The sequence below is a fragment of the Mesorhizobium erdmanii genome, assembly GCF_013170725.1.
Lineage (GTDB): Bacteria > Pseudomonadota > Alphaproteobacteria > Rhizobiales > Rhizobiaceae > Mesorhizobium > Mesorhizobium erdmanii.
In genome coordinates this window covers 751,965-777,730 of the sequence record NZ_CP033361.1, presented here as the reverse complement: position 1 = coordinate 777,730, position 25,766 = coordinate 751,965, and the positions used below count along the sequence as shown (strand labels likewise).

The following is a 25,766-nucleotide window of genomic DNA, read 5'->3' as shown; positions in this document are numbered from 1 at the left end:
GCAGGCTTTCAGGACCCATGAAGGCGTTCCGACGAAAGCCCCTGTTCACAAGAAATCCCGTACCGCAACCGGTGTGCCGGTGCCGTACGGCTTGGCGCGTATATAAGAACAGGCGATGCGGCGCGCAAGCATTCTGCGCGAGGCTTCCATGAACCTTTCCACCTTCGTCCGCGACTGAGGTCTAGGAGCCGCATGGTGCGGCCCGAAAAGGAAGCCCCCCATGACCAGCAACCCAGAGGCTCCGCGGTCTCCGGGAACAACAGGAACTCGGCGCGACCACCGCCTTCGGGACGGGGTCGATGCGCTGGGCTTTCCGTTGATTCCGTTGACCCTGCGGAAGAGCAGGCGTATCGTGACTTCGAGGAAAGCAGACAATTCGATCAGGGAAGAACGAGCCGGACCACCGCGCCTTGCCCTGATCTGCGCGGCGACTCCGGACGTTTCTGCCCTGGACTACGGGGGTAGTGTCATGTCTCGCATCCGCGGCTCGCTCGCATCGTCTTTCTATGGCCATTTGGCCCGTGCGGCCCATGCCGGCGGCGGATTGCTGGCCTTTGCGCTTGCCGCCAGCCTGTGGCTTGGCAGCGGCGCCAAGGCGCAGGAAACCCAGATGATCTATCCCGGCTCGATGGCGGTCACCGGCTTCCCCGGGACCGTCATTCCCAATTTGGATGCGGGCCTGCCGCCGGGCGTCGATCCGGTCGACGAAACCTTCATCGACACCACGCGCGCCACCTTGCGCGTCTTCGACGTTTCGCACCTTGGCGGGCCGGCCGCGGGCCAACTGGTCTTCACGCCGCCGCCTTTCGAGGTGACATCAGGCCAGATCGGCGAGGTGTTCGGCCTCACCTATGATGATGGCGTGCGCGATGGCGTTCCGTCAGGCATTCCCAACCTTTACGCGGCAGCCACGTCGCTGCATGGCATCGAGATCGTCACGCCCGACGCCGACAATGACGGGCGGCCGGAACGCCAGCGCCGCGGCACGGCGGGCGCCGCCTTCATGGACGGCCAGTTCGGCACCGAGAACGGCGGCGGACCGGGAACCATCTGGAAGATCGACGGCGTCACCGGCCAGGTCGCCAAATTCGCCGACATCGACACCAACAGCGGTCCCGGCATCGGCAACATCACCTTCGACCCCAACCACCGCCAGTTCTTCGCCTCCGACCTCGACACCGGCCTGATCCATCGCATCGACGCCACCGGCAGGCTGATCGACACCTTCGACCATGGCGTCGCCGGGCGCCCGGCGCATGGCCTGGCTCCCGTCGCCGACGATGGCGCGGTGATGGACATTCAGGGTGCCGCCTTCGACACGGAAGACTCCGAGACCTGGGGCTACACGCAGGACGAGCGCCGCGTCTGGGCCGTTTCCTACCATGGCGGCCGGCTCTACTATTCAGTCGGCGAAAAATCCGAAATCTGGTCGGTGGGCATCGCCCGCGACGGCACCTTTGCCGGCGATCCGCGCTGGGAACTGACGGTCAAGGCCGACAGGGACTACGCCGTCACCGACATCGCCTTCGACAACAGCGGCTTCATGTATCTGGCCCAGCGCGGCCCGGTCGAGAACCGCTACGATTACAGCCGGTTCGCCGATTCCGGCAAGGGCGAGGTCATCCGCTATTGGCGCGAAAACCCGGACGATCCGGCAACGGAGTCGGTCTGGGTGGAGGTGCCGCAGGAATACGCTGTCGGTTTTCCGCAAGGCAACAGGCAGTCGGCCGGCGGCCTCGACCTGCAATATGGCTATGACGCCGACGGCAATCTCGACACCTCGGTCTGTACGCAGACGCTGGTCAATACCGGCGACAAATTGCGCGACAATCCTGAACTCGCCGAGCGGCTCGCCGCCGGCGGGCCGCTCGGCGTGCACGGCGTGCAGATCACGCCAAAGGACCTGGTCAAGCCGGCCAACGTGCCGCCCTTCGGCTCCTGGCTCGTCGACTTCGACGGTTATTTCGAGGACCCGGAAGTGGAAGGCCATGTCGGCGATGTTGCCGTCTGGCATCCCTGCGAGGGCCGTGCCGGCTATTATGAAGAAATTCCGGGCGGCTATCTGCCACCCTTCTATCCGCCGGACTTCCCACCGCCCGGCAATCTGCCCCCGTGTCTCGATGTCGAAGACGTCCAGTATTACTGCACGCCTTCTGGCCTCGAGGCCGATCTCTATCTCCATGACCATGCCGGCTTCGGCGGCGATTCGATCAAGGCCCAGTCCAGGACGCCAGGCGTCGCGGTGACCTCACCCATGTCGCATGCGCCTGGCAAGCCGTACACGATCAACATCACCGGCCATTATCCGGGCGACAGAGTGGATGTTGGACTTTGCTTCTACAGGAAGTCCGACAAGGACAAGGGTGGCTATTACCCTTGCTGCAAGATGACCTTGCCGCTCCGCACGCCAGCCGTCAGTTGCGAACGTTGAGGAGGGAAAGATGAACATTCTTGCCCCGTCCTCATTCGCGACGAACGCTCAAAAAACCGTCATGGAGACGATCATGAAACCCCTGTCATACGCCAGGCGCGGCGCGCGCTGGCTGATGGCGGCCGGTGTCGCGGTCGCCATGCTCACCCCCGTGCAAAGCCACGCCGAAGATGCGGCTCCGATCACCCCGGAACTGAGGCTCGACCTAGACAATTCGCGGGTCGTCAATCCGAGGCCGGAGCGGGTCGTGCCGTTCTTCACCAAGAGAGGCACCCAGAGGGGCTGCGACTATGTCGTCTACTCCCTGAGTTTCGGCCTGCGCGGTGATCCGCAGGGCTTTGCCGATCCCGGTCTGGTGGCGCTGCTGAAGAAACTCAAGATCGAGTTCAAGGACCAGCTCCCGCACGGCCTTGCCATCGTCAATGTCAACGTGTCCGGCGACGGCACGGATGCCTCGGGCGGACCCATGCCGGGCGCGTCGATCAGCAATTCGGCCGGTCCCAACGATACGGCGACAGTCTCCGATTTCCGGCTGTCCGCCGCCGATCTCGACGGCGCCGGTGCTGCCAATGAACGCGTCATCAATTTCCAGATCACGGCCAAGATCGACCACGCGGCGTTTCCCTCGCCGACCAGCGTCGACAACCAGGGCCTGATCAAGGTCAGCAACGGAGCCGGCACCGGGACCATCATCCCGTCGCAGGATCCGGGCAAGCCCGACGACGGCGACTACAAGACCGGCGTGAAGACCTCGATCAAGATCGATGTCACCAAATGCGAACCCCCGCCGCCGCCACCCGGCAAGGAATGCTTCAAGGTGGAACGCGGCACGGTCGATTGCGTGCCCGGCGGCGGTGCCTTCATCTACCATATGCCGGTCGGCCCTGAGATGGGCGGCAAGTGGGTGCAGGTATCGACCACGACGCCCGGCATCACCGTCATCCCCGACACCCAGCTGGTGCCTCCGGGCGGCGGCGTGCTCAACTGGAAGATCGTCGGCGCATCGCCCGGCGACGTCATCCACATCATCGTCACCGGCATCGAGACCTATGCCGGGCCGAAAGAGGGCTGGGGCCTGTGCTGCACGCAGACCATCGACATCGTCATCCCGCGTGACCAGCGCTGCCCACCCAGGGACAAGGAGCCGGACCTCAAGGTCGAGAAACGCGCCGATGTCCCGCGCTGCACCATGGCCGGCGGTTGTGACTTCATCATCCGCGTCACCAATGTCGGCACCGCGCCCTACAACGGCAAGATCGTGCTCGACGAGGTGACGCTGCCGGCCGGCTCGACGCTGAGTTCAGGGCCCAATCCGCCCTGGGTCTGCGTACCCGGCACCACTCCTATGATTTGCACCTATCCGGTAACCACGCTCAATCCTGGGGCCTTTGTCGACCTCAAGCTCGGCTTCAAACCGGCCGGGGGCTGGCAAGGCAAGGTCTTGCGCAACTGCGCCACCTATAATTATCCGGCCAGCGGCAAGCCGCTGTTCGGCAGCCAGCAGAACGACAGGGGCTGCGCCTCGATCCCGATCTGCCGCCGTGGCGATCGTGACCGCGACTGCCAGCCGCCGGTCGAGAAGAAGGTCGACCTGATCCTGAAGAAGCGCGCGCGCATCCCGGTCTGTACGCCGGACGGCGTCTGCTACTTCATCATCGACATCATCAACAACGGCACTTCGACCTATAACGGGCCGTTGACCGTGATCGACAACTACCCCGGCGGCGCGCCGGCCTCGTCGACCTTTGGGCCAAGCCCGCCCTGGACATGCGGTCCGAACGGCCCCGGCCAGTTCCGCTGCGACAATGCCGGCATCTCGCTGCCCGTGGGCGCCTCGACGCCGATCTTCGTCAAGGCGGTCATGCCGGCCGGCTACCAGTCGGATACGGTCGAGAATTGTGCCGCGGTGAAGGCTATCCCCGGTGAGGTCGACCTCACCAACAACAAGGCCTGCGCCAAGGAACGCATCCGTCGTCCCAATGGCGGCCAGCCTGGCCTGCGCATCACCAAGGTGTGCAGCGGTTCACTGGCCGGTGCCGCGGTCGTTTCCTGCCGCATCACCGTGTCCAACGCCGGCACGGCGGCCCCCACCGGCCCGGTCCGGGTCAACGATGCGGCCACGCTGGTGTCGGGCGGCGCGCCCGTCCAGATCCAGACCGTCATCCCCGACGGCGCGGAATGGGCGTGCGGACCGGTTCCGGCCAACACGCTGTCGTGCCAGGTTCCCGGCGCCGTCATGACGCCCGGAACCTCCAGGCACTTCGACGTGACGGTGTCGGCCAATGGCGAGTTCGAGAACTGCGCGCGCGGCTCCTACGGGCCGGCGCAAGGCGACGATGTCGTCTACCCGATCGGCCAGGCCTGCGCCAAGGGCGGCGGCTCTTCGACCATCCGTGTCGAGAAGACCGGCGACCGCGAATGCCGGATCGGCCAGCCGTGCTCGTTCGACATTACCATGACAAATGATGGGACGAGCCCCTTCTCCGGCCCGGTTCGCATCGGTGATGCGATCGGCGTGGACGGTCTCGGTCGGCTCGATGGCGTTTCGATCACCTCGATCGACCCGCCCTTCGGCTGCTCGCCGGAGCCGACGATACTGCCGGCCTCCTGCATCGCCAACCTGACGCTGGGCGCCGGCGAAAGCCAGTCGCATCATGTGACCGTGATCATTCCCGATGACGGACGTCTGGCCAATCTGCAGGGCAACGTCAACGGCCAGAACTGCGTTGGCGTCCTGTCTCCCGACACGCGGGTGCAGGGTGGCGACGTGCTGTCCAAGGACGCGGCCAACGGGCAGGGCGATCGCGGCAAGGCCTATGCGTGCCACCCCTTCGTCATCACGCATGAGGTGAAGAACCAGTGCTCGCCGGGCTTCGTCATGAACGACGCCGGCCGCTGCGTCTGCCCGGAAGGCACCACCTTCCGCAACGGCCAGTGCACCGGCGGCGGCACAAACCTTCTGCCGCTTCCCGTGCCGCCGCGCTGCGTGCTGCTCGAAGGCCAGATCCGCACCGAGGACGGACGCTGCGTCTGCCCACGCGGCACGGATCTGGAGAACGGCGCCTGCGTCAAGACCGACCGACCGGGCTGCGCCATACCCGGTTCGGTCCCAACCTCGGACGGCAACGGTTGCTACTGCCCCGACGGCACGCATCTCGACAGGCAAGCGAATGCGTGTGTGAGGGACAGGCCGAAGCCGCAGCAGTGCACCATTCGCGGCCAGGTCCGCGACGCCAATGGCGATTGCGTCTGCCCGCAAGGCACCGAGGCGCGCAACGGCGCCTGCCGGCCGGTCCGGCCGAGGCCGCAGCAGTGCACCATCCGTGGCCAGGTCCAGAACGCCAACGGCGATTGCGTCTGCCCGCAAGGCACCGAGGTGCGCAACGGCGCCTGCCGACCGGTCCGGCCGAAGCCTGACCAGTGCACCATCCGTGGCCAGGTCCACGACGCCAACGGCAATTGCGTCTGCCCGAGGGGTACGGAGGTGCAGGGCAACGCCTGTCGTCGACCAGGTCCGGTGCTCCAGCAGTGCGACATACGCGGCCAGGTCCACAACAAGCGCGGCGACTGTGTCTGTCCACGTGGGACCGAGGTGATCGACGGTGCCTGCCGCAAGTCCAGGCAACAGACCGAATGCGCGCCGGGCTCGCAGATGATCAATGGCCAGTGCCAGCCGATCATCAGGCGGCGCTGCCCGGAAGGCACGGTCGGGCGGTATCCCAACTGCCGGCCGATTCGCGGTCAGCCGTCGCTGGAGCTCAACCCGGGTCTGCTGCTGCAGGTCCTGCCGCGGCGCCTGCCGCAGGCCGACCAGCAGCAGGATCCGGCACCAAACAGGATCCTGAAGCTCCAGCAGCAGTAGTCATCTGTTCGACGCCAGACCAGAACCCGCCGGAGCAATCCGGCGGGTTTTTGATGTCCTGGAGCGGCGCAAGAATTTGGCTGCGACCCACTCTGGTCTGTCGAGCCGCCACGCTTGTACCCTCGACAAGTCATCAGGAGCGCTTTAGGCAGTCGGTTCGGAGCGACCCAAAGGAAAGGGCGCGCCCGGAAAGGCCGCATGATGAGCAAAAAGACCCTGATCGCACCGTCGGTGCTGGCTTCGGACTTTTCGAAGCTCGGTGACGAGGTCGAAGCCGTCGCGGCCGCTGGCGCCGACTGGATCCATCTCGATGTCATGGATGGCCATTTCGTCCCCAACATCACCTTCGGTCCGCCTGTCATCAAGGCGATCCGCAACCGCACCAAGGCCTTTTTCGACTGCCATCTGATGATCGCGCCGGCCGATCCCTACCTCGCCGCCTTCGCCGAGGCCGGCTGTGACGGCATGACGGTGCATGCGGAGGCCGGGCCGCATCTCGACCGCTCGCTGCAGACCATCAGGAACCTCGGCAAGAAGGCCGGTGTGTCGCTCAATCCGGCGACGCCGGAATCGATGATCGAATATGTGCTTGACCGGCTCGACCTGATCCTGATCATGACCGTCAATCCGGGTTTTGGCGGTCAGGCCTTCATCCCGGGGATCGTCGACAAGGTGAGACGGGTCAAGGCATTGATCGGCGACCGGCCGATCCACATCGAAATCGACGGCGGCGTTTCGCCGGAAACCGCCCCCCTGGTGACAGCAGCAGGCGCCGATGTGCTGGTGGCGGGTGCGGCCATCTTCAGGGGCGGCAGCGTCGAGGCTTACCGCGCCAACATCGAGGCGATCAGGACGGCGGCCGATGGGGCCGCCGGCTAACAAGGCCGCCGGCTACCTCCCGTTTTAGCCCGATAAACCGGCCAAGTGTCGCTGAGCCGTGGCTCCTCCAGGGCCCGGTATGCCGAATCAGATTTGCCCAGAAGGCCTGATTCGGGGTGAACTGGCCGCTGTCTTTGCGCGCGACAGAAAAGATGCTCGCGTGGGCCCACGGAAAAACAGATGATCCTGCGTGCATACAAAACACGTTAAGTTTCTGCTGGTTGTGGAGAGCAACGAGTTTCGACGCACGGATGCGGATCGGGACATATTTCTTCGTCCTTAAGTACAATAAGGTCTTCTCCTGCTTGAGCCTCTTGACGCGGAGGCTGTAGGATACATGTACGGAAGGACTATTTTCAGACTCGAATTGCCCGGAGAGAAATGGGGGACAGGAGTCAAGCTTGACATACGGATTCGCCAACCTGAAGGACGAAGGCACAACACCCAAGAGCACGCTTGCCAGCACGGTCTATCAGCAGTTGCGTGATGATCTGCTCGGCGGCGCTCTCGAAACCGAAAGCAAGCTGCGGGTAGAGTGGGTTGTTTCCAAGTATGGCGCCGGCGCCTCCCCGGTTCGCGAAGCCCTCAATCGCCTTGCCTCCGAAGGCCTTCTCGGCCGCCACGACCAGCGCGGCTTTTTTGTCATGCCGGTCAGCGCGGCGGAGCTCGAGGAGCTGACGCGCACCCGCTGCTGGCTCGAGGAGCGGGCGCTTCGCGAATCCATCGCCCACCGCACCGCCGAATGGGAAGAGCAGCTGGTGCTGGCGTTGCATCGCCTGGGCCGTGCCTCACGCCTTTCGCGGGAAAATCGCTCGTCGCTCGATCCGGACTGGGAGAAATTGCACCGCACCTTCCACCGGGTGCTGATCTCGGCCTGCCGGTCGCACTGGCTGGTGGGTTTTTGCGATCAGCTGTCCGATCACGCCTATCGCTACCGGCAAATGGCCAATGACGGCGAAAGCGCCCGGCGCGACGACTTCGGCGAACACCGCCTGATCGCCGAATGCGCGCTGGACGGCAATGCCGACGGCGCCGTCCAGGCCTTGATCGATCACTACCAGCTGACCGCCGCCATGTGCATGGAACGCTTCAAGCAAGGCGAAGCCTCAAAAGCCGCCGCTTCTCCAGAACGCGCCCGACGGTAACGGCATTTCCCCTTCGCGGACTTAAGTTAGCCGCCATCGCTCACGGCCTTTTCGTTGGAAGTGACGCGCTCGAGGGCCATCTCCAGTCTTGACGGCATGGCGGGGAAACGCGAACTCTTCGCCGCCGAGTCATGCCATTCTGAAGCATTGCGGGCGTCGCCATTGCCGTCATCGCGGGGAAACTTCATGAGCAATCATCTGTTCGATGCGTTTCGGTCCCGGATGCCGGCGCCGGAGCGCCTGTTGATGGAGACCGATGACGGGCGTTGGCTGAGCTATGGCGACATGCTGGCGCGGTCGGCGCAGTTCGCCCATGCGCTTCTGCAAATGGACGTCGAGCCTGGCGACCGGGTCGCCGTGCAGGTCGAGAAGAGCCCGGAAGCGCTGCTGCTCTATCTCGCCTGCGTGCGCGCCGGTGCCGTCTTCCTCCCGCTCAACACCGCTTACACGCTGACCGAGCTCGGCTATTTCTTCGGGGATGCGGCACCTCGTGTCATCGTCTGCGATCCGGCAAAGGCGGCGGATATCGCGCGCATGATCGAGCCATCCGGCGCCGTCGTGGTCACGCTCGACCGCAATGGCCGCGGCTCCCTTACGGACCAGGCCTCGCGCCTGCCGTCGGATTTTCACGATGTCGAACGCGGCGCGGATGATCTCGCGGCAATCCTCTACACTTCGGGAACCACCGGACGCTCGAAGGGCGCGATGCTCAGCCACGAAAACCTCGCCTCGAACGCGCGGGTGCTGGTCGATCAATGGCGCTTCACATCGGGCGACGTGCTGATCCACGCGCTGCCGATCTTCCATACTCACGGGCTGTTCGTCGCCACCAACGTCATCCTGATGGCCGGCGCCGCGATGCTGTTCGAGCAGAAATTCGATCCTGCCCGCATCGTCTCCCTGCTGCCGCGCGCGACGGCACTGATGGGCGTGCCGACCTTCTATACCAGGCTGCTGCAGCAGGACGGCCTGGACCGCGAGGCGGCGAAGAATATCCGCCTGTTCGTGTCCGGCTCGGCGCCGCTGCTGGCGGAGACGCACAAGGCCTGGCGAGAGCGCACCGGCCACGCCATCCTCGAACGCTACGGCATGACCGAGACCAACATGAACACCTCCAACCCCTATGAGGGCGAACGGCGCGCCGGCACGGTCGGCTTCCCCCTGCCTGGCGTGGCGCTGCGCATCGCCGACCCCGACAGCGGCAAGCCGTTGGCGCAAGGGCAGGTCGGCATGATCGAGGTCAAGGGCCCGAACGTGTTTGGCGGTTATTGGCGCATGCCGGAAAAGACCAAAGCGGAATTCCGCGCCGATGGCTTCTTCATCACCGGCGATCTCGGCATCGTCGACGCCGACGGTTATGTCCATATCGTCGGCCGCGGTAAGGACCTGATCATCTCGGGCGGCTACAACATCTATCCGAAGGAACTCGAAAGCGAGATAGACGCGCTTGACGGGGTCTTGGAAAGCGCCGTCATCGGCGTTGCCCATCCGGATTTTGGCGAAGGCGTCACCGCGGTCGTCGTGCGGACACCGGGGGCGCGGATCACCGGGGCGGAGATCATCAGTGCCATCGCCGGCCGCCTGGCCAGGTACAAGCACCCGAAGCAGGTGATCTTCGTCGACGAATTACCGCGCAACACCATGGGCAAGGTGCAGAAGAATCTCCTGCGCGATGCCTATAAGGGTCTCTATGCCACCTGATCAGCGGTTCGACGGCTTGCGCGGCTTTTCGTTTCGAGCGCTGGAGCCCCACAAGGCGCGCTGAAACAGGCCGCGTTTGCGCTTGCGCCGCATAAGGTCGATGTCCCCGACCAGTTTCGCGCCGCCCTTGCGTCGCTCCAACGTGATCTTGCGGGTGTGGAAGGCCTCCAGTTCGGCGCGGTGTGCCACGCTGACGATGGTGACATCAGGCAATTCGCGGATCACCGTCGCCATCATCTGGTCCTGGCTCTTCTCGTCCAGCGCCGAGGTCGCCTCGTCCAGTACCACGATGTCCGGGCGATGCAGCAAAAGGCGCGCGAAAGCGACCCGTTGTTTTTCGCCGCCCGACAGGGTCTGGTCCCAGGGCGCCTCCTCCTTGATCCGGCCGGCGAGATGGGTGAGGCCGACCTTGTCGAGGGCACCCTTGATCTGTTCGAGTTTCCAATTGTCGGCGGCGGCGGGGTAGGCGACCACCCGGCGCAACGTGCCGGACGGGATGTAGGGCCGCTGCGGCAGCATGAACAATCGCTTGTCCGGGTGGAAATTGGCGCTGCCGCTTCCCCATGGCCACAGGCCGGCGATCGCCCGCACCAGCGTCGACTTGCCCGAGCCGGATTCGCCCGAGACCAGCACCCGTTCCCCGGCTTCGACCGCGACCTCCGTTTCCTTGACCACGGACGTGCCATCGTCGAGCGTCACCGATAGATTGTCGAGGGAGAGCATCGTATCGCCCTTGGTCTCGCCGTGAACAATACGGCCCAGCTCGTCGCTCTGCTCGGCGCGCTCCAGCCCGTCGAGCGACATCATCAGCGAGGCGATGCGGCGTGCCGACGCGTTCCAGTCGGCGAGGCGCGGGTAGTTGTCGACCAGCCAGCCGAACGCGCCCTGCACGATGGCGAAGGCGGAGGCGGCCTGCATGACTTGTCCGAGCGACATCGAGCCTTCAAGAAACTTTGGCGCGCACAGCAGCACCGGCACCACCGGCGCGAACAGGCTCGAGCCCTGCGAGACCAGGGCCGTGCGCATATGCTGCCCGGTCAGTTGCGCCCATCGCTTCAGCACGCCGGCAAAGGTCCTGTCGATGCCGCTGCGTTCCTCCTCCTCGCCGCCGAGCAAGGCGATGCTCTCGCCGTTTTCGCGCACGCGCGTCAGCACGTAGCGGAACTCGGCTTCCTTTTGGTTCTTCTCCTCCGACAGCCGCACGAAATCCCGGCCGATGACGAACATCGAGGTTGAGGTGATCGCGGCATAGATCACCGCCGTGATGACGAGGAAGCCGGGCACGGTGAAGGTCGAGCCTCCCAGGGTGAAGCTCAAGGCGCCGCCGATCGTCCACAGCACCACGATGAAGGTCGAGGCCGACAGGGTGGCGACAATCACGCCGGCGACGAAATCGACCGGCGCCTCGGTGGCGACCCGCAGATCTTCCGAGAGGCGGGCTTCGGGGTTCTGGTGGTCGCCCTGCACCAGGTTCAGCTGGTAATAGCGGCCATTGGCGAGCCAGCGCGCGATCACGGAGGTGGTCAGCCAGGAGCGCCAGCGGCGCTGCATGGTCATGCGCAGATAGACCTGCGCGACGACAAGGCCGAGGCTGCCGAGCACGAGCGGCACGAACACCGCGCTGAGGAAATAGACCGTGTGTGCGTCGCGCTTTTCGATGGCATCGAAGATCGAGCGGTTCCAGACATTGATCCCGTATTGGAAACCGACATTGACGACGATCAGGATCAGCAGCCCGACCGTCAACGGCCAGCCAAGCTTGTCGCCATGCCGTCCCCAATAGCCGCGCCCGCTGATCCAGAACCGCTTCAGCAGGTATTTTTTACGCGCCTGTTCGGCCGCCTCGGGCGCCAGCTCCGGATCGGGTTCGACGGCCTCCGGCGGCGGTGTTTCGTCGACGACTTCGGGCGCGGCCGCTTCGACGGCCGACGCGTTCTTCTCGCGCGGCTTCTTCTTGCGTGGAACCTCGTGGCGCGACCCCTCGTCGCGCGGTTTTTGTCGTCGGGGCTTGCCTCGCCTCGGCTTCGGTGCGCCGTCCGGTTTGATCCCGTCGGCAGGTGTCGATTTGGGTTTCGCCTCGGACATGCGCTCCGACAACGACCTCGAAATCAAAAGGTTTCACGGCATCAGCCTGAGCGGACGAATTCCCGGCGACGCTTATAATCGCGTATGCAGCAGCTCGACGACATGGTCGGCAATCGCCAGGCTCGCGGTCAGGCCGGGGCTCTCTATGCCGAACAGATTGACGATCCGCCCGGCGCCATGATCGGCCGGGCCCTGGATCATGAAATCGGCCGCCGGCTGGCCTGGGCCGGACAGTTTCGGCCTGATACCGGCATAGGCCGGCTGCAAGGCGCCGTCGGCAAGCTCGGGCCAATAGCGCCGGATCGCTTCGTAGAAGACGCCGCTTCGGCCGGGATCGACGGTATAGTCCACCCGGTCGATCCATTCGACATCGGGCCCAAAGCGCGCACTGCCGCCAAGGTCGAGCGTCAGATGGACACCGAGGCCACCTTCGACCGGCACCGGATAGATCAGCCGCGAAAAGGGCGATCGCCCTGGAAGGGAGAAGTAGTTTCCGCGCGCCAGCCATTGCCTGGGGATGAGCCCCTGTGGGAAGCCGTCGATCCGGTGGGCCAAGGCCTGCGCGTCGAGGCCGGCGGCATTGATGAAGGCGGCTGCTTCCAGGGCGAAGGTCTCGCCGCCGGCATCGCGCGTGTCGATCCGGATTCCGTCGGTATCGAGCGTCGCCCCGGCGAACGCGGTGAGGAAAGCGAAGGATGCGCCGGCGGCTTCCGCGTCGCCGCGCAGCGAGAGCATCAGCGCGTGGCTGTCGACGATGCCGGTCGATGGCGACAAGAGCGCCCCGGCGCATGCCAGGGCCGGTTCCAGGCTCTCAGCTTCGCCCTGCGTCAGGAACTGGAGATCGTCGACCCCGCAGCGCCGCGCATTGGCCTCGATCTTCCGCAGTCCTTCGATCTGGCCGGCCTCGCTGGCGACGATCAGCTTGCCGGCACGCTTGTGGGCAACGTCGTGCTCGGCGCAGTAGGCGTAGAGACGTTGGCGCCCTTCGACGCAGAGCCGGGCCTTCAGGCTTCCCGGCGCATAATAGAGCCCGGCATGGATGACTTCGGAGTTGCGCGAACTGGTGACGGTGCCGATTGCGTCGGCCTGTTCGACCACAACCACCTCACGGCCCGACTGAGCGAGCGCCCTGGCGATGGCAAGTCCGACGACGCCGGCTCCGACGACGACACAATCGATAGTCTGCATGGCCTCGCTCTCAGTGCGGAGCGACAGCCTCGAACATTTTGTCGCCGCCGATCCAGACGCTTCCTATGCCAAGATCGTCCGACAGCGCAACGATATCCGCCGCCGTGCCCTTGGCAAGGCGGCCAAGCCGGTGCGACTGGCCGACCGCCTGTGCCGGATAGAGCGAGGCCATCCGCAAGGCCTCGGACAGATCGACGCCGACGACATGGTGCATGAAGCGCACGGCCGAGATCATGTCGAGATCGGCGCCCGCCAGCGTGCCGTCGGCAAGCCTGAGGCTCCCGTCCTTGCGGTAGATGGTGCGGCCGTTGAGCGTGAACGAAGTCATGTCGGTGCCGATCGTCGCCATCGCATCCGAGACCAGCACGATCCTGCCCGGGCCCATTTTGGCGTCCAGAGCGATCCTGATGGTGGCGGGATGGACATGGATGCCGTCGGCGATCAGCCCGGCGGACAAGGTGCCGATGTCGATCGCCGCGCCCGCCAGTCCGGGCTCGCGATTGCCGATCTGGCTCATTGCGTTGAACAGATGGGTAACGACGGACGCTCCGGCTTCGGCGAAGGCGCGGGCAGTGGCGTAGCCGGTATCGGAATGGCCGAGGCTGACGATGACGCCCGCCTTGGCCAATGCCGCGACGCGCGCCGGCTCGACGGATTCCGGCGCGATCGTGGTGAGCAACACCGGCAGCTTCTGCCGCGCCGCGATCAGCATCGCCTGGTCGGCATCCGTCATCGGCCGGATCAGCGCCGGGTCATGCGCGCCCTTGCGCGCGATCGACAGATGCGGGCCTTCGAGATGCAGGCCGAGGAAGCCAGGCACATTCCGCAGCGCCGCCGCTTCGCCAGCGGCAACCGCGGAAGCGGTGATCTCAGGCGTATCGGTGATCAGCGTCGCCAGCAGCGCCGTCGTGCCGAACGGCGCGTGCGCCTTGCAGATGGTTTCGATCGACGCGACATCGGGATGATCGTTGAGCATGACGCCGCCGCCGCCATTGACCTGGATGTCGACGAAGCCTGGCGCCAGAATACCGCCGCCAGTCTCGACGGCGCGGATATCCGAGCCGATGGCGCCGGTAGGCGAAATAGCCTCGACCAAACCGTCGCGCACGACAAGTGCGGCGTCTTCATGCCAGGCGTAGCCGTCGAAAATGCGGGCGCCAGTCAGGGCAAAACGATCGCTCATACGGTCTCCGTCACCTTGCGAAGATTGCGCGGCGTGTCCGGATCGAGGCCACGGTGGCGCGCGAAGGCCTCGACGAACACGTAGAACGAAACGATCAGCGTCAGCGGGTCGGTCAGCGGGTGACCGGTGGCGACATGCGGAAGGCGGGTCGCGCGGTTGGCGAGCGCCGATGTCACGAACACCGGCGCGCCCTTGGCCGCCAGGCCGTCGGCCGCCTCGGCGATGGACGGTTCGGACGCATCGCGCGCGGCCAGCGCCAGCACCGGGAAGTCGGGGCCGATCAGCGCCAGCGGGCCATGCATGACTTCGGCCGCGCTATAGGCCTCGGCATGCATGCCGCAGGTTTCCTTGAACTTCAGTGCCGCTTCGTTGGCCATCGCCGCCGACGGGCCGCGGCCAAGGATGAACAGCGACTTCTGCTTCTCGATGGTTTCGGAGAGCACGCTCATCCAGTCGCAGGCGATCGCCTTGCCGAAATGCTCGGGCAGGCGGGCAAGCGCTGCCAGAAGCGCCTCGTCGCCCGTGGAATGCGCCATTAGCGCAAGACCGGCGACAGCGGAATTGACGAAGGTCTTGGTTGCCGCGACGCTGCGCTCGGGCCCGGCGAGGATATCGATCGCATAGTCAGAGGCACGTGCCAGCGGCGAGTCGGCGGTGTTGGTGACGGCGATGGTCAGCGCCCCGCCGGCGCGTGCGGTTTCGGCCATGGCGACGATGTCGGGGCTCTTGCCCGACTGCGAGATCGCCAGGCACGCCGAACCGCCTAGCCGCAGCTTGCGGCCATAGATCGAAGCAATGGACGGACCCACCGAAGCGACGGCAAGGCCCGCGGTCAGCTCCACGGCATATTTCATGAAGGTAGCGGCATGGTCGGACGAACCGCGCGCTACGGTGACGACGAAATGCGGGTCGCGCTCGCGAATGCCGCGCCCGGCTTCGGCAAGCACGGCGCCGGAGCCGTCGAGCAGGCGGGCGACAGCCTGCGGAATCTCCTCGATCTCGCGCTGCATATGGGTGGTGCTGGGGATCATGGTCGGCCCTCTTCGCTCGGCCCTGTCAGCCGCAGTTCGGCGACGAAATCATAGGCGTCGCCCCGGTAGATGGAACGGGTAAATTCGATCACCTTGCCGCTCGCCAGATAGGAAATGCGTTCGATGTGCAGGCCGGCGATGCCCGGCGGCACTTCGAGCAGCCGCGCATCGCTGTCGCCGAGATTGGCGGCCGAGATGCGCTGCACCGCCCGCACCGGCCGGTTGCCGGTCAATTGCAGCGCCGCGTACAGCGAGGAGCCGATGCCGGCCGGGTCGGACAGCACGCTGGCCGATAGTGAGGCGCGTTCGATCGCCAGCGGCGTGTCGTTGGCGATGCGCAGGCGCGCCACGCGCGCCACCAGTTCGCTCGACGACAGGCCGAGCACCATCATCTCGTCGGGCGAGGGGGCATAGAGGCCGCGGTCGAGCCAGGCCGAGCGCACCGCCATGCCGCGCCGCGCCATGTCCTCGGTGAAGGAGGTCAGCCGCGACAATGACTGCTCGACGCGCTCCATGCGCGGCGCGACGAACGTGCCTGAGCCATGGCGCTGCACCAGAATGCCGCCCTTGACCAGGTCCTGCACCGCCTTGCGTACGGTGACGCGCGAAATATCGGCCTTGGTGGCGATGTCGCGCTCGGAAGGCAGCGCATCGCCCGGCCCGATCAGGCCACGGTTGACGGCGTCCTCGATGCTCTTGCGCAGCTGCAGATAGAGCGGCGCGCCGCTTTGCGAGGCCTGCTTCAGCGTGGCGAAGATCTGGTCGGCGGCATCGCTCATCGAGCCGCCTCCGCCTGTCTGGTGAAAAGCCGCACCGCCATCTGCACCGCGCCGCCCAGCGCATCGTCGAGCGGCTCTCTCAGCAGAGCCTTGTAGCGCGCCGACAGGCGGGAGGCGTAGAGCGGCGCCAGTCCGCCGAGCAGGCAGAGCGGCGCGTCATCGGAGAGACCGAGCGCACCGAGCGAGGCCTCGACATCGCTGACCGCCTTGTCGACGATCCAGTTGGCGACGGCATCGCCCTTTTGCGCATGCTCGAACACTTTGGGCGCGAAGCCGCCGAAGTCGCCCGGCTTGGCATTGGTGGTGAACTCGACCACGTCCTCGGGATTGTTGCGGAAGATGGCCATCATCGCGTCGGTCAGCGGCGAGCGTGCGCGGACGCCGTCATAGGCAAGCAATGTCTGCTCGAGCAGATCGCGGCCGATCCGGGCGCCGCTGCCCTGGTCACCGACCTGGAAACCCCAGCCGCCGATGGCGCGCGATTTTCCGCCCTTGCGTGCCATATAGGCGGTGCCGGTGCCGAGGATGGCCATGGCGCCGTCACCGGAGCCGACGGCGCCTTCGAGCGCGATCTCCGCATCGGTTTCGACGCGGCTGATGCTGAACGGCAGGATCGCTTCGAGCTGCTGCCGGTAGGTGCCGACATTAGCGCCGGCCAGGCCGAGAATGGCCGGTGTCTGCGGGATCAGTTCGGGATCCTGCCCGGCGGCGATGAAGGCCTGCCGCGCGGCGTCGACGATATTGGACCGCGCCCCGGTGAGATCGGTGCGGATGTTGGCGGCGCCGCTTTTGGCACGGCCGACGACCGAACCTTCAACCGTTGCCAGGGCGGCCCTGCAACTGGTGCCGCCGCCATCGATGCCGAGCACGAATTTCACGCGATTTCTCCTCCGGGCGGATAATACCAATAAAATACCAATAGCCAAGGGTTAATTTCCGTTTCAAAAAGATTAAGCCGTATTTTATTGAAAAACCTGCATATTTCGTCGGCTCAGCGATTTCCTCCCAATGAATTCGTTAATGCATGTGGACAAGTGGTATTTTTTTGGTATTGTCCTGGTATTGGAGGAACACGGATGGCTGAAACGCGCACCGAAGCGCTTCACAGGAATGCCGAGGGGCTGGATATCCAGGCTCCGGAAGCCATCCTTGTTTCGCTGGCCGATGCGCAGATCGAAGCCGCGAAAGCCGTCCGCAATGCCATTCCCGCCATCGCCAAGGCAGCCGAGATCATCGCCGCCCGGTTGATGAGCGGCGGCAAGCTTGCCTATGCCGCGGCCGGCAGTTCCGGCCTGATGGCGCTGGCCGACGCCCTGGAATTGCCCGGCACCTTCGGCATTCGGCGCGACCGCATCGCCATTCTGATCGCCGGCGGCGACGACGCCTTCCGGACACTGGCCGGCGGCCCCGAGGATGATACCGAGGAAGCTGCGGCCGCCGTCGCCAATGCCGGCATCGGCAAGGGCGACTGCCTGATCGCCCTTTCCGCCAGCGGCACGACGCCCTATGCGCTACGCGCCATCGAGGAAGCCGGTCGCCGGGGTGCCGCCACCATCGGCATCGCCAATAACAGGGACTCGGCCCTGCTGCGCCGGGCGCAAACCGCCATCTTGCTCGAAACGCCGCCGGAAGTGATCGCCGGCTCGACGCGCATGGGCGCCGGCACCGCCCAGAAGATCGCGCTCAACATGCTGTCGACGCTGACCGCCGTCCATCTCGGCCATGTCCATGACGGCTACATGGTCAACCTCATGGCCGACAACATCAAGCTGCGCGACCGCGCCGCGCGCATCGTCGCTGCCATCAGCGGGCGCGGCAAGGACGAAGCCGCCGGCCTTCTCGAAAAGAGCGGCGGCGCGGTCAAGACCGCCATTTTGCTTGCCGCCGGCGCCGACAGCGCCGATGCCGCGGAGAAACTGCTGGAAGGGACAGGCCAGAAGCTGCGGCCGGCCCTTTCTGCGATCGAGGGGAACAAGGGCTCTAAAGCCTAGGTTCTCATCAAAACCGAACCTGAAAAAGGTCAACAGGGAGACTGAGCATGACAACGAAACTACTGACGGCACTGCTTCTGGGCACCAGCATTCTCGGCTCGGCCGGGTTGGCTCATGCCGAGGACGTAACGCTCAACATCGAAAGCTGGCGCGGCGACGATCTGTCCATCTGGAAGGACAAGCTGATCCCGGCTTTCGAGGCCAAGAACCCCGGCATCAAGGTGGTGTTCGCGCCATCGGCGCCGACCGAATATGACGCTGCACTCGGCGCCAAGCTCGCCGCCGGCTCGGCGGGCGACCTGATTACCTGCCGCCCGTTCGACAAGTCGCTCGAACTGTTCAAGAAGGGCAACCTCGCCGACCTCTCGGCACTGCCCGGCATGGAGAACTTCTCGCCGGTGGCCAAGTCCGCCTGGCAGACCGACGACGGCAAGGCGAGCTTCTGCGTGCCGATGGCGTCCGTCATCCACGGCTTCATCTACAACAAGGATGCCTTCGACAAGCTCGGCATCAAGGTGCCGACGACCCGCGACGAGTTCTTCGCCGCGCTCGACAAGATCAAGGCCGACGGCACCTACATCCCGATGGCGATGGGCACCAAGGACCTCTGGGAAGCCGCGACCATGGGCTACCAGAACATCGGCCCCAACTACTGGAAGGGCGAGGACGGCCGCGCGGCGCTGATCAAGGGCGATCAGAAGCTGACCGACAAGGATTGGGTCGCGCCTTATGAGGAGCTGGCCAAGTGGAAGCCTTATCTCGGCGACGGCTTCGAAGCGCAGACCTATCCGGACAGCCAGAACCTGTTCACGCTCGGCCGCGCCGCCATCTACCCGGCCGGCTCATGGGAAATCGGCCTGTTCAACACCCAGGCCCAGTTCAAGATGGGCGCCTTCCCGCCGCCGGTCGAGAAGGCCGGCGACACCTGCTACATCTCCGACCATACCGATATCGGCATGGGCCTGAATGCCGCCTCCAAGCATGCGGATGCGGCCAAGACCTTCCTGTCCTGGGTGGCCTCGCCGGATTTCGCCACCATCTACGCCAACGCGCTGCCGGGCTTCTTCAGCCTGAACTCCGCGCCGGTGAAGATGGCAGACCCGCTGGCGCAGGAATTCGTCTCCTGGCGCGGCAAGTGCAAGTCGACGATCCGCTCGACCTACCAGATCCTGTCACGCGGCACGCCGAACCTCGAAAACGAGACCTGGGTTGAATCGGCCAACGTCATCAACGGCACCGACACTCCCGAAGCTGCCGCCAAGAAGCTGCAGACCGGTCTCGACAGCTGGTATAAGCCGGCGAAGTAAGAGCTCAGGCAACGGAGCCGGCTGGGCGCATGCCCGGCCGGTTCCGGATACTCCGGGTTTCAGACGTGCATCCGTTCAGATAGCGATTGTCGGCACCGCCTCGCGGCCTTACCCTCGGATTACTGGGGAAAGGCTAGCTGACTTGTCGCAGGCCTTCATTCTTGCCGAACCGGGCAAGGATGTCTGAGCCGTGCATCGAGGCATCATCTAGCATCACGATCAGTTGGAACCGAGAGACGGCGGGGACCGAACTCATGGCCGCAGATAGCAGACCGAAAAGACCGTTCCGCTGGCATATCGGCGTCTTCCTGGCGCCGGCGGTGCTCGTCTACACGGCGATCATGATCCTGCCGTTGGCCGGCACTTTGCAGCTGTCGATGTTCCGCAATATCGAGCAGTCCCAGGTCTTCGTCGGGCTGGCGAATTTCCGCACCTTGTTCGGCGATCCTAACTGGTCCGTCGGGTTCTGGAATGCGCTGAGGAACAACACCTGGTTCTTCATCATCCACATGCTGGTGCAGAACCCGATCGGCGTCATGCTGGCGGCATTGCTGTCCAGCCCGAGGTTGAGATTCGCCGCCTTCTATCGCACGGCGATCTTCGTGCCGACCATCCTGTCCTTCGTCATCGTCGGCTTCGCCTGGAAGCTGATCCTGTCGCCGCTATGGGGGGTGGCGCCGCATCTCATGGATTTCGTCGGCCTGAAAAGCCTGTTCACGCCGTGGCTAGGCAAGGAGCAATATGCACTGACCGCGCTCAGCCTGATCTCGGTCTGGCAGTTCGTCGGCATCCCGATGATGCTGATCTACGCCGCCCTGCTGTCGATCCCCGAAGAGGTGATCGAGGCCGCCGAATGTGATGGCATCACCGGCCTGTCGCAGTTCTGGAAGATCAAGCTGCCGCTGATCTTGCCGTCGATCGGCATCATCTCGATCCTCACATTCGTCGGCAATTTCAACGCCTTCGACCTGATCTACACCGCGCAAGGCGCGCTCGCCGGGCCCAACTATTCGACCGATATTCTGGGCACCTTCCTCTACCGCGCCTTCTTCGGCTTTCAGTTGCAGGTCGGCGATCCCAACATGGGCGCGGCGATCGCCACGATGATGTTCTTGATCATCCTCGGCGGCGTCTGCGTCTACCTCTTCCTCGTCCAGACGCGCCTGCGTCGGTATCAGTTCTGAGGAGCGAGAGATGAGCACCGCCACCCGTTCGCTGCCCCGCACCATCGGCGCCCACGCGATCCTTTTGACCTACACGGCGATCGCGCTGTTTCCGGTGATCCTGGTGATCATGAACTCGTTCAAGTCGCGCGCCGGCATCTTCGGCGCGCCACTGACGCCGCCGACGCCGAAAACCTTCGACCTGATCGGCTACACCACCGTCATCGGCCAGGGCGACTTCATCCACTATTTCCAGAACAGTCTCGTCGTCACCGTCGCCTCGCTGTTCTTCGTGCTGTTGTTCGGCGCCATGGCCGCCTTTGCCCTGTCGGAATACCGCTTCCGCGGCAACACGATGATGGGGCTGTATCTGGCGCTCGGCATCATGATCCCGATCCGGCTCGGCACCGTCGCCATCCTGCAACTGATGGTGGCGAGCGGGCTGGTCAACACGCTGACGGCGCTGATCCTGGTCTACACCGCGCAAGGCCTGCCGCTCGCCGTCTTCATCCTGTCGGAATTCATGAAGCAGGTTTCCGACGACCTGAAGAATGCCGGCCGCATCGACGGCCTGTCGGAATACACCATCTTCTTCCGCCTGGTGCTGCCGTTGGTCAGGCCGTCCATGGCGACGGTCGCCGTCTTCACCATGATCCCGATCTGGAACGATCTGTGGTTCCCGCTGATCCTGGCGCCGTCGGAAGAGACCAAGACGGTAACGCTCGGCGCACAGCTGTTCCTCGGCCAGTTCGTCACCAACTGGAACGCCATCCTGGCGGCGCTGTCGCTGGCGATCATGCCGGTCCTGATCCTCTACGTCATCTTCTCGCGGCAGTTGATCCGCGGCATTACCTCCGGAGCCGTCAAGTGAGTTCGCAAAATCCCCTTCGCGTTGTGGTCGCCGGCCTCGGCAATATGGGCCGCAGCCATGCGCTGGCCTATCACACCAATCCGGGTTTTCAGATCGCCGCGCTGATCAACCGCTCCGACGTGCCGCTGCCGGACGGGCTTTCCGGCTACGGCATCAGGCGCTCCTTCGACGAGGTGCTGCGTGACGAAAAGCCCGATGTTGCCTGCATCGCCACCTATTCCGACAGCCATGCCGACTATGCCGTGAAGGCGTTCGAGGCCGGCTGCCATGTCTTCGTCGAGAAGCCATTGGCAACCACGGTAGCCGACGCCAGGCGTGTCGTCGCCGCCGCCAAGGCCAACGGCAAGAAGCTGGTGATCGGCTACATCCTGCGCCACCATCCGTCCTGGATCCGGCTGATCGCCGAGGCGCGCAAGCTCGGCGGCCCTTATGTCTTCCGCATGAACCTCAACCAGCAATCGTCAGGCCCGACCTGGGAGACGCACAAGCAGCTGATGCAGACGACCTCGCCGATCGTCGACTGCGGCGTGCACTATCTCGACGTCATGCTGCAGATCACCGACGCCAGGCCGGTCGAGGTGCGCGGCATGGGCGTGCGGCTGACCGAAGAGGTGGCGCCGTCGATGTACAATTACGGCCATCTGCAGGTGCTGTTCGATGATGGCTCGGTCGGTTGGTACGAAGCCGGCTGGGGGCCGATGATTTCGGAAACCGCCTTCTTCGTGAAGGACGTCATCTCGCCCAAGGGCTGCGTGTCGATCGTCATGAAGGAAGGTGTGAGGTCGGACGACATCGACACCCACACCAAGACCTCGACCATCCGCCTGCACAGCGCGGCGACCGGCGCCGACGGCAAATTCGTCAGGCAAGACGAAATGCTGTCGATGGCAGGCGAACCCGGCCATCAGGACCTCTGCGATCTCGAACAGGCTTTTGTCCTCAAGGCGATCCGCGAAGACCTGGATCTCACCAAACACATGGACGACGCGGTGAAGTCGCTCGCCGTCTGCCTCGCCGCCGACGAGAGCGTGCGCAGCGGCAATGCCGTGAAACTCTAACGACAGGAACGAAGCCGTGGGCTCGCTGAAGATCGAGAATGTGAAGAAGGCCTTCGGGCCGGTCGAGGTGCTGAAGGGCATCGACCTCGAAGTGACGGATGGCGAATTCGTCGTCTTCGTCGGCCCGTCGGGCTGCGGCAAGTCGACCTTGCTCAGGGTCATCGCCGGCCTTGAGGATTCGACCTCGGGCCGCGTGCTCATCGACGGCGAGGACGTTTCGGTCACACCGCCGGCAAAACGCGGCATCGCCATGGTGTTTCAAACCTATGCGCTGTACCCGCATCTGACGGTGAAGAACAATATGGGCCTAGGCCTGAAACAGGCCGGCACGCCCGCCCCGGAGATCGATCGCCGCATCGGCATCGCCTCCTCGATGCTGTCGCTGGAACCTTATCTCGAGCGCCGCCCGGCGGAACTCTCCGGCGGCCAGCGCCAGCGCGTCGCCATCGGCCGCGCCGTGGTGCGCGAGCCCAAGCTGTTTTTGTTCGACGAGCCGCTGTCGAACCTCGATGCGGCGCTGCGCGTCAATACCCGGCTTGAGATCGCGCAGTTGCACCGGCGGCTCAAGGCAACGATGATCTACGTCACCCACGATCAGGTCGAGGCGATGACGCTGGCTGACAAGATCGTCGTGCTCAACGCCGGCCGGATCGAGCAGATCGGCGGCCCGATGGAACTCTACAATGCGCCGGCAAACGAGTTCGTCGCCGGCTTCATTGGCTCGCCGAAGATGAATTTCATCGACGGCGGCAGGCTCGGCGAGACCGCCAAGACCATCGGCGTGCGGCCGGAGCATTTGACGGTCGATCCGAAGTCTGGTGCCTGGAAGGGCACCGTGGTGCATGCCGAGCATCTCGGCGCCGACACCAATCTCTATCTCGATTGTGAGAAGGCCGGGCTGATTACGGTGCGCATTTTCGGGGTTTATGACGCGGAGCCCGGCGCGACGCTTTATGCCACCCCGGATCCGGCGAAGACCTATCGGTTCGGGGCGGACGGGAAGACGATCAGGTAATATCTGCCGACAGGTGGGCGATGCCCCTCATTGCCCTGCCGGGCATTCTCCCCGTAAACGGGAAGAAAGAAGCTGGACGCAGCGCCGACGTCTCTATTCCAGAGTCCTTCTCCCCGTTTACGGGGAGATGATGGCGGCAGCCAGATGAGGGGCGGCGCAGACTTGCGAAATTAGCCCGCCTACACGTCGGCCTTGAACGTCTGCTTCTGCTGGCCGAGGCCCTCGATGCCCAGCTCCACCACGTCTCCAGCCTTCAGGAACACCGGCGGCTTCATGCCGAGGCCAACGCCGGGCGGGGTGCCTGTCGAAATGATGTCGCCGGGGTGCAGCGACATGAACTGGCTGAGATAGGAAACCAGGAACGCGACGCCGTAGACCATGGTCTTGGTCGAGCCGTTCTGCATGGTCTTGCCGTTGACGGTCAGCCACATCTTCAGGTTCTGCGGATCGGCGACTTCGTCCTTGGTCACCAGCCACGGGCCGGTCGGGCCGAACGTGTCGCAGCTCTTGCCCTTGGTCCATTGGCCCTGGCGCTCGGCCTGGAAGGCGCGCTCGGAAACGTCGTGGGCGACGGCATAGCCGGCGACATAATCAAGCGCGTCGGCTTCGCTGACATACTTCGCCGTCTTGCCGATGACCACGGCGAGCTCGACTTCCCAGTCGGTCTTGACCGAACCGCGCGGGATCAGCACGTCGTCATCCGGGCCGACAATGGCCGAGCTTGCCTTCATGAAGATGATCGGCTCCGACGGCACGGTGGCGCCGGTTTCGGCGGCGTGGTCGGAATAGTTGAGGCCGATGCAGATGAACTTGCCGGTGCCGGCGACGCAGGGGCCGAGGCGAGGCTTGCCGGAAACGACCGGCAGCGACTTCGGATCGAGCTTGCCCAGCATCTCCAGCGACGCCGGATGCAGCACCGTGCCGGCAATGTCGGCGACATGGGCGGAGAGATCGCGGATCGTTCCATCCGCATCGAGCAGCCCGGGACGTTCGCTTCCCACCTCGCCATAGCGCAGCAGTTTCATGCATCTTCTCCTGATTGCGGCCGAAGCCGTTTCCAAATTCGCTCGGCCGTTTCAATGGCCTGGTCCCTGAGCCGGGCGAAACCTATCCAGTGGATGGAGGCCGGGCAAGCGCGGATGCACTGTCAGGCTGCCGCAAAACCACGATTTTCAGACCCTTTGACCAGCCCCGCCCCCGAGCCTAGATCGACCAGCCGCCGTCGATATTATACGCCTGTCCGGACGTGTAGGTGGCGCCGGCCAGATAGACGGCAAGGTCGGCAATTTCCTCCGGCGTGCCGAGCCGTCCCATCGGCTGGCGGGCGATGAAGGCGGCGCGGGCGGCTTCGTAGTCGCCTTGCGCATGCATGCGGTCCTGCAGCGAGGGGCTCTCGACCGTGCCCGGGCAGATAGCGTTGCAGCGTATGCCCTTGCCGACATAGTCGGCGGCGATCGCCTTGGTCAGGCCGATGACCGCTGCCTTGGTGACGCCGTAGGCGAAGCGGTTCGGCACGCCCTTTCCGGCGCCGGCGACCGACGACATGTTGATGATCGACCCGTCGCCCCGCTCCAGCATGCCCGGCAGCACCGCCCGGACGGTGCGGATCATGGCGCGCACGTTGAGATTGAAGGCGAAATCGAGATCGGCGTCCTTCATCTCCAGGATCGAGCCGGCGTGAACGAAGCCGGCGCAGTTGAACAATACGTCGACCTTGCCGATCTCGGCGAAGCCGGCATTGACGGCCTCGTCGTTGAGCACGTCCAGCTTGCGGGTCTTGATTCCCGACGTCTTGGCGAGTTCGGCCAGCAGCGTCTCGTTTATGTCGGTGGCGTGGACGGTGGCGCCTGCCTTGGCGAAAGCCAGCGCGCTCGCCTTGCCGATGCCTTGCGCCGCTGCCGTGACGACAACGATCTTGCCTGCCAGATCCGCCATTTCCTGTCCTCGCCTGCTTGGGTCAAACGCTTTTATCGGCGGCCGGCGAAGGCGTCATGTGCCAGTCAGGCGCCATCGTGCGACCTGTGCCAGTTCACTGATAAAGATGTTTTTTCTCGTTAAAGAACATCTGTCCGGGCGT

20 protein-coding genes are annotated in these 25,766 nt (G+C 64.6%); 11 read left to right on the top strand and 9 right to left on the bottom strand.

Annotated features, from left to right (window positions below):
• Positions 1 to 469: 469 nt before the first annotated feature.
• From EB233_RS03605 to EB233_RS03590, 4 genes are all read left to right on the top strand, one after another.
• On the top strand, positions 470 to 2,431 hold the full coding sequence (locus tag EB233_RS03605) for an NHL repeat-containing protein (RefSeq protein WP_081294129.1): 1,962 nt from the start codon (positions 470 to 472) through the stop codon (positions 2,429 to 2,431).
• Between the two features lie 10 nt (positions 2,432 to 2,441).
• Positions 2,442 to 6,293: a DUF7929 domain-containing protein gene (locus tag EB233_RS03600; RefSeq protein WP_064990051.1), complete on the top strand. Its 3,852-nt coding sequence runs from the start codon at positions 2,442 to 2,444 to the stop codon at positions 6,291 to 6,293.
• Positions 6,294 to 6,494: 201 nt separating this feature from the next.
• Positions 6,495 to 7,172, top strand: coding sequence for a ribulose-phosphate 3-epimerase (gene rpe, locus EB233_RS03595; protein WP_027052834.1), 678 nt, complete (start codon positions 6,495 to 6,497; stop codon positions 7,170 to 7,172).
• 401 nt (positions 7,173 to 7,573) lie between these two features.
• Positions 7,574 to 8,317 (top strand): GntR family transcriptional regulator, encoded by a 744-nt coding sequence (locus tag EB233_RS03590; RefSeq protein ID WP_064990052.1) that lies wholly within the window; start codon positions 7,574 to 7,576, stop codon positions 8,315 to 8,317.
• A gap of 26 nt (positions 8,318 to 8,343) precedes the next feature.
• Here the strand turns inward: EB233_RS03590 and EB233_RS03585 are convergent, their stop codons facing one another.
• On the bottom strand, positions 8,344 to 8,505 hold the full coding sequence (locus tag EB233_RS03585) for a hypothetical protein (protein ID WP_155765367.1): 162 nt from the start codon (positions 8,503 to 8,505) through the stop codon (positions 8,344 to 8,346).
• Between EB233_RS03585 and EB233_RS03580 the strand changes: the two genes are divergently transcribed.
• Positions 8,504 to 10,018, top strand: coding sequence for a malonate--CoA ligase (locus tag EB233_RS03580; protein WP_064990053.1), 1,515 nt, complete (start codon positions 8,504 to 8,506; stop codon positions 10,016 to 10,018). The two genes, EB233_RS03585 and EB233_RS03580, sit on opposite strands and share 2 nt — an antisense overlap.
• On the opposite strand, the gene EB233_RS03575 is transcribed toward EB233_RS03580, so the two are convergent.
• The 6 genes from EB233_RS03575 to EB233_RS03550 all read right to left on the bottom strand — a co-directional run bounded on the left by EB233_RS03575 (position 10,019) and on the right by EB233_RS03550 (position 17,162).
• A complete protein-coding gene (locus EB233_RS03575) occupies positions 10,019 to 12,103 on the bottom strand; it encodes an ABC transporter ATP-binding protein/permease (RefSeq protein ID WP_064990054.1) in 2,085 nt (694 codons plus the stop codon).
• A gap of 72 nt (positions 12,104 to 12,175) precedes the next feature.
• Entirely contained in the window at positions 12,176 to 13,291 is a 1,116-nt protein-coding gene (locus EB233_RS03570) for an NAD(P)/FAD-dependent oxidoreductase (protein WP_064990055.1), read from the bottom strand.
• Between the two features lie 10 nt (positions 13,292 to 13,301).
• On the bottom strand, positions 13,302 to 14,474 hold the full coding sequence (nagA, locus tag EB233_RS03565; RefSeq protein ID WP_064990056.1) for an N-acetylglucosamine-6-phosphate deacetylase: 1,173 nt from the start codon (positions 14,472 to 14,474) through the stop codon (positions 13,302 to 13,304).
• Positions 14,471 to 15,505 (bottom strand): SIS domain-containing protein, encoded by a 1,035-nt coding sequence (locus EB233_RS03560; RefSeq protein ID WP_064990057.1) that lies wholly within the window; start codon positions 15,503 to 15,505, stop codon positions 14,471 to 14,473. The genes nagA and EB233_RS03560 overlap by 4 nt, the downstream gene beginning before the upstream one ends.
• Positions 15,502 to 16,284 (bottom strand): GntR family transcriptional regulator, encoded by a 783-nt coding sequence (locus tag EB233_RS03555; RefSeq protein WP_064990058.1) that lies wholly within the window; start codon positions 16,282 to 16,284, stop codon positions 15,502 to 15,504. The genes EB233_RS03560 and EB233_RS03555 overlap by 4 nt, the downstream gene beginning before the upstream one ends.
• Positions 16,281 to 17,162 carry a glucosamine kinase nucleotide-binding domain-containing protein gene (locus EB233_RS03550; RefSeq protein WP_064990059.1) on the bottom strand — a complete coding sequence of 294 codons (882 nt, stop codon included), beginning with the start codon at positions 17,160 to 17,162 and terminating at the stop codon, positions 16,281 to 16,283. Before EB233_RS03550 ends, EB233_RS03555 begins: the two co-directional genes overlap by 4 nt.
• A gap of 198 nt (positions 17,163 to 17,360) precedes the next feature.
• On the opposite strand from EB233_RS03550, the gene EB233_RS03545 reads away from it, so the two are divergent.
• The 6 genes from EB233_RS03545 (at position 17,361) to EB233_RS03520 (ending at position 23,689) form a co-directional block, all read left to right on the top strand.
• Positions 17,361 to 18,275 (top strand): N-acetylmuramic acid 6-phosphate etherase, encoded by a 915-nt coding sequence (locus tag EB233_RS03545; protein WP_064990060.1) that lies wholly within the window; start codon positions 17,361 to 17,363, stop codon positions 18,273 to 18,275.
• Positions 18,276 to 18,322: 47 nt separating this feature from the next.
• Positions 18,323 to 19,582: an ABC transporter substrate-binding protein gene (locus EB233_RS03540; protein WP_064990061.1), complete on the top strand. Its 1,260-nt coding sequence runs from the start codon at positions 18,323 to 18,325 to the stop codon at positions 19,580 to 19,582.
• Between the two features lie 254 nt (positions 19,583 to 19,836).
• Positions 19,837 to 20,766: a carbohydrate ABC transporter permease gene (locus tag EB233_RS03535; RefSeq protein WP_027052845.1), complete on the top strand. Its 930-nt coding sequence runs from the start codon at positions 19,837 to 19,839 to the stop codon at positions 20,764 to 20,766.
• Between the two features lie 10 nt (positions 20,767 to 20,776).
• Positions 20,777 to 21,616, top strand: coding sequence for a carbohydrate ABC transporter permease (locus EB233_RS03530; protein ID WP_027052846.1), 840 nt, complete (start codon positions 20,777 to 20,779; stop codon positions 21,614 to 21,616).
• Positions 21,613 to 22,674, top strand: coding sequence for a Gfo/Idh/MocA family protein (locus tag EB233_RS03525; protein ID WP_064990062.1), 1,062 nt, complete (start codon positions 21,613 to 21,615; stop codon positions 22,672 to 22,674). The genes EB233_RS03530 and EB233_RS03525 overlap by 4 nt, the downstream gene beginning before the upstream one ends.
• A 16-nt stretch (positions 22,675 to 22,690) precedes the next feature.
• On the top strand, positions 22,691 to 23,689 hold the full coding sequence (locus EB233_RS03520; protein WP_064990063.1) for an ABC transporter ATP-binding protein: 999 nt from the start codon (positions 22,691 to 22,693) through the stop codon (positions 23,687 to 23,689).
• A gap of 179 nt (positions 23,690 to 23,868) precedes the next feature.
• On the opposite strand, the gene EB233_RS03515 is transcribed toward EB233_RS03520, so the two are convergent.
• Entirely contained in the window at positions 23,869 to 24,714 is an 846-nt protein-coding gene (locus EB233_RS03515; RefSeq protein ID WP_064990064.1) for a fumarylacetoacetate hydrolase family protein, read from the bottom strand.
• Between the two features lie 178 nt (positions 24,715 to 24,892).
• Positions 24,893 to 25,624 (bottom strand): SDR family oxidoreductase, encoded by a 732-nt coding sequence (locus EB233_RS03510; protein WP_027052851.1) that lies wholly within the window; start codon positions 25,622 to 25,624, stop codon positions 24,893 to 24,895.
• Positions 25,625 to 25,766: the final 142 nt, after the last annotated feature.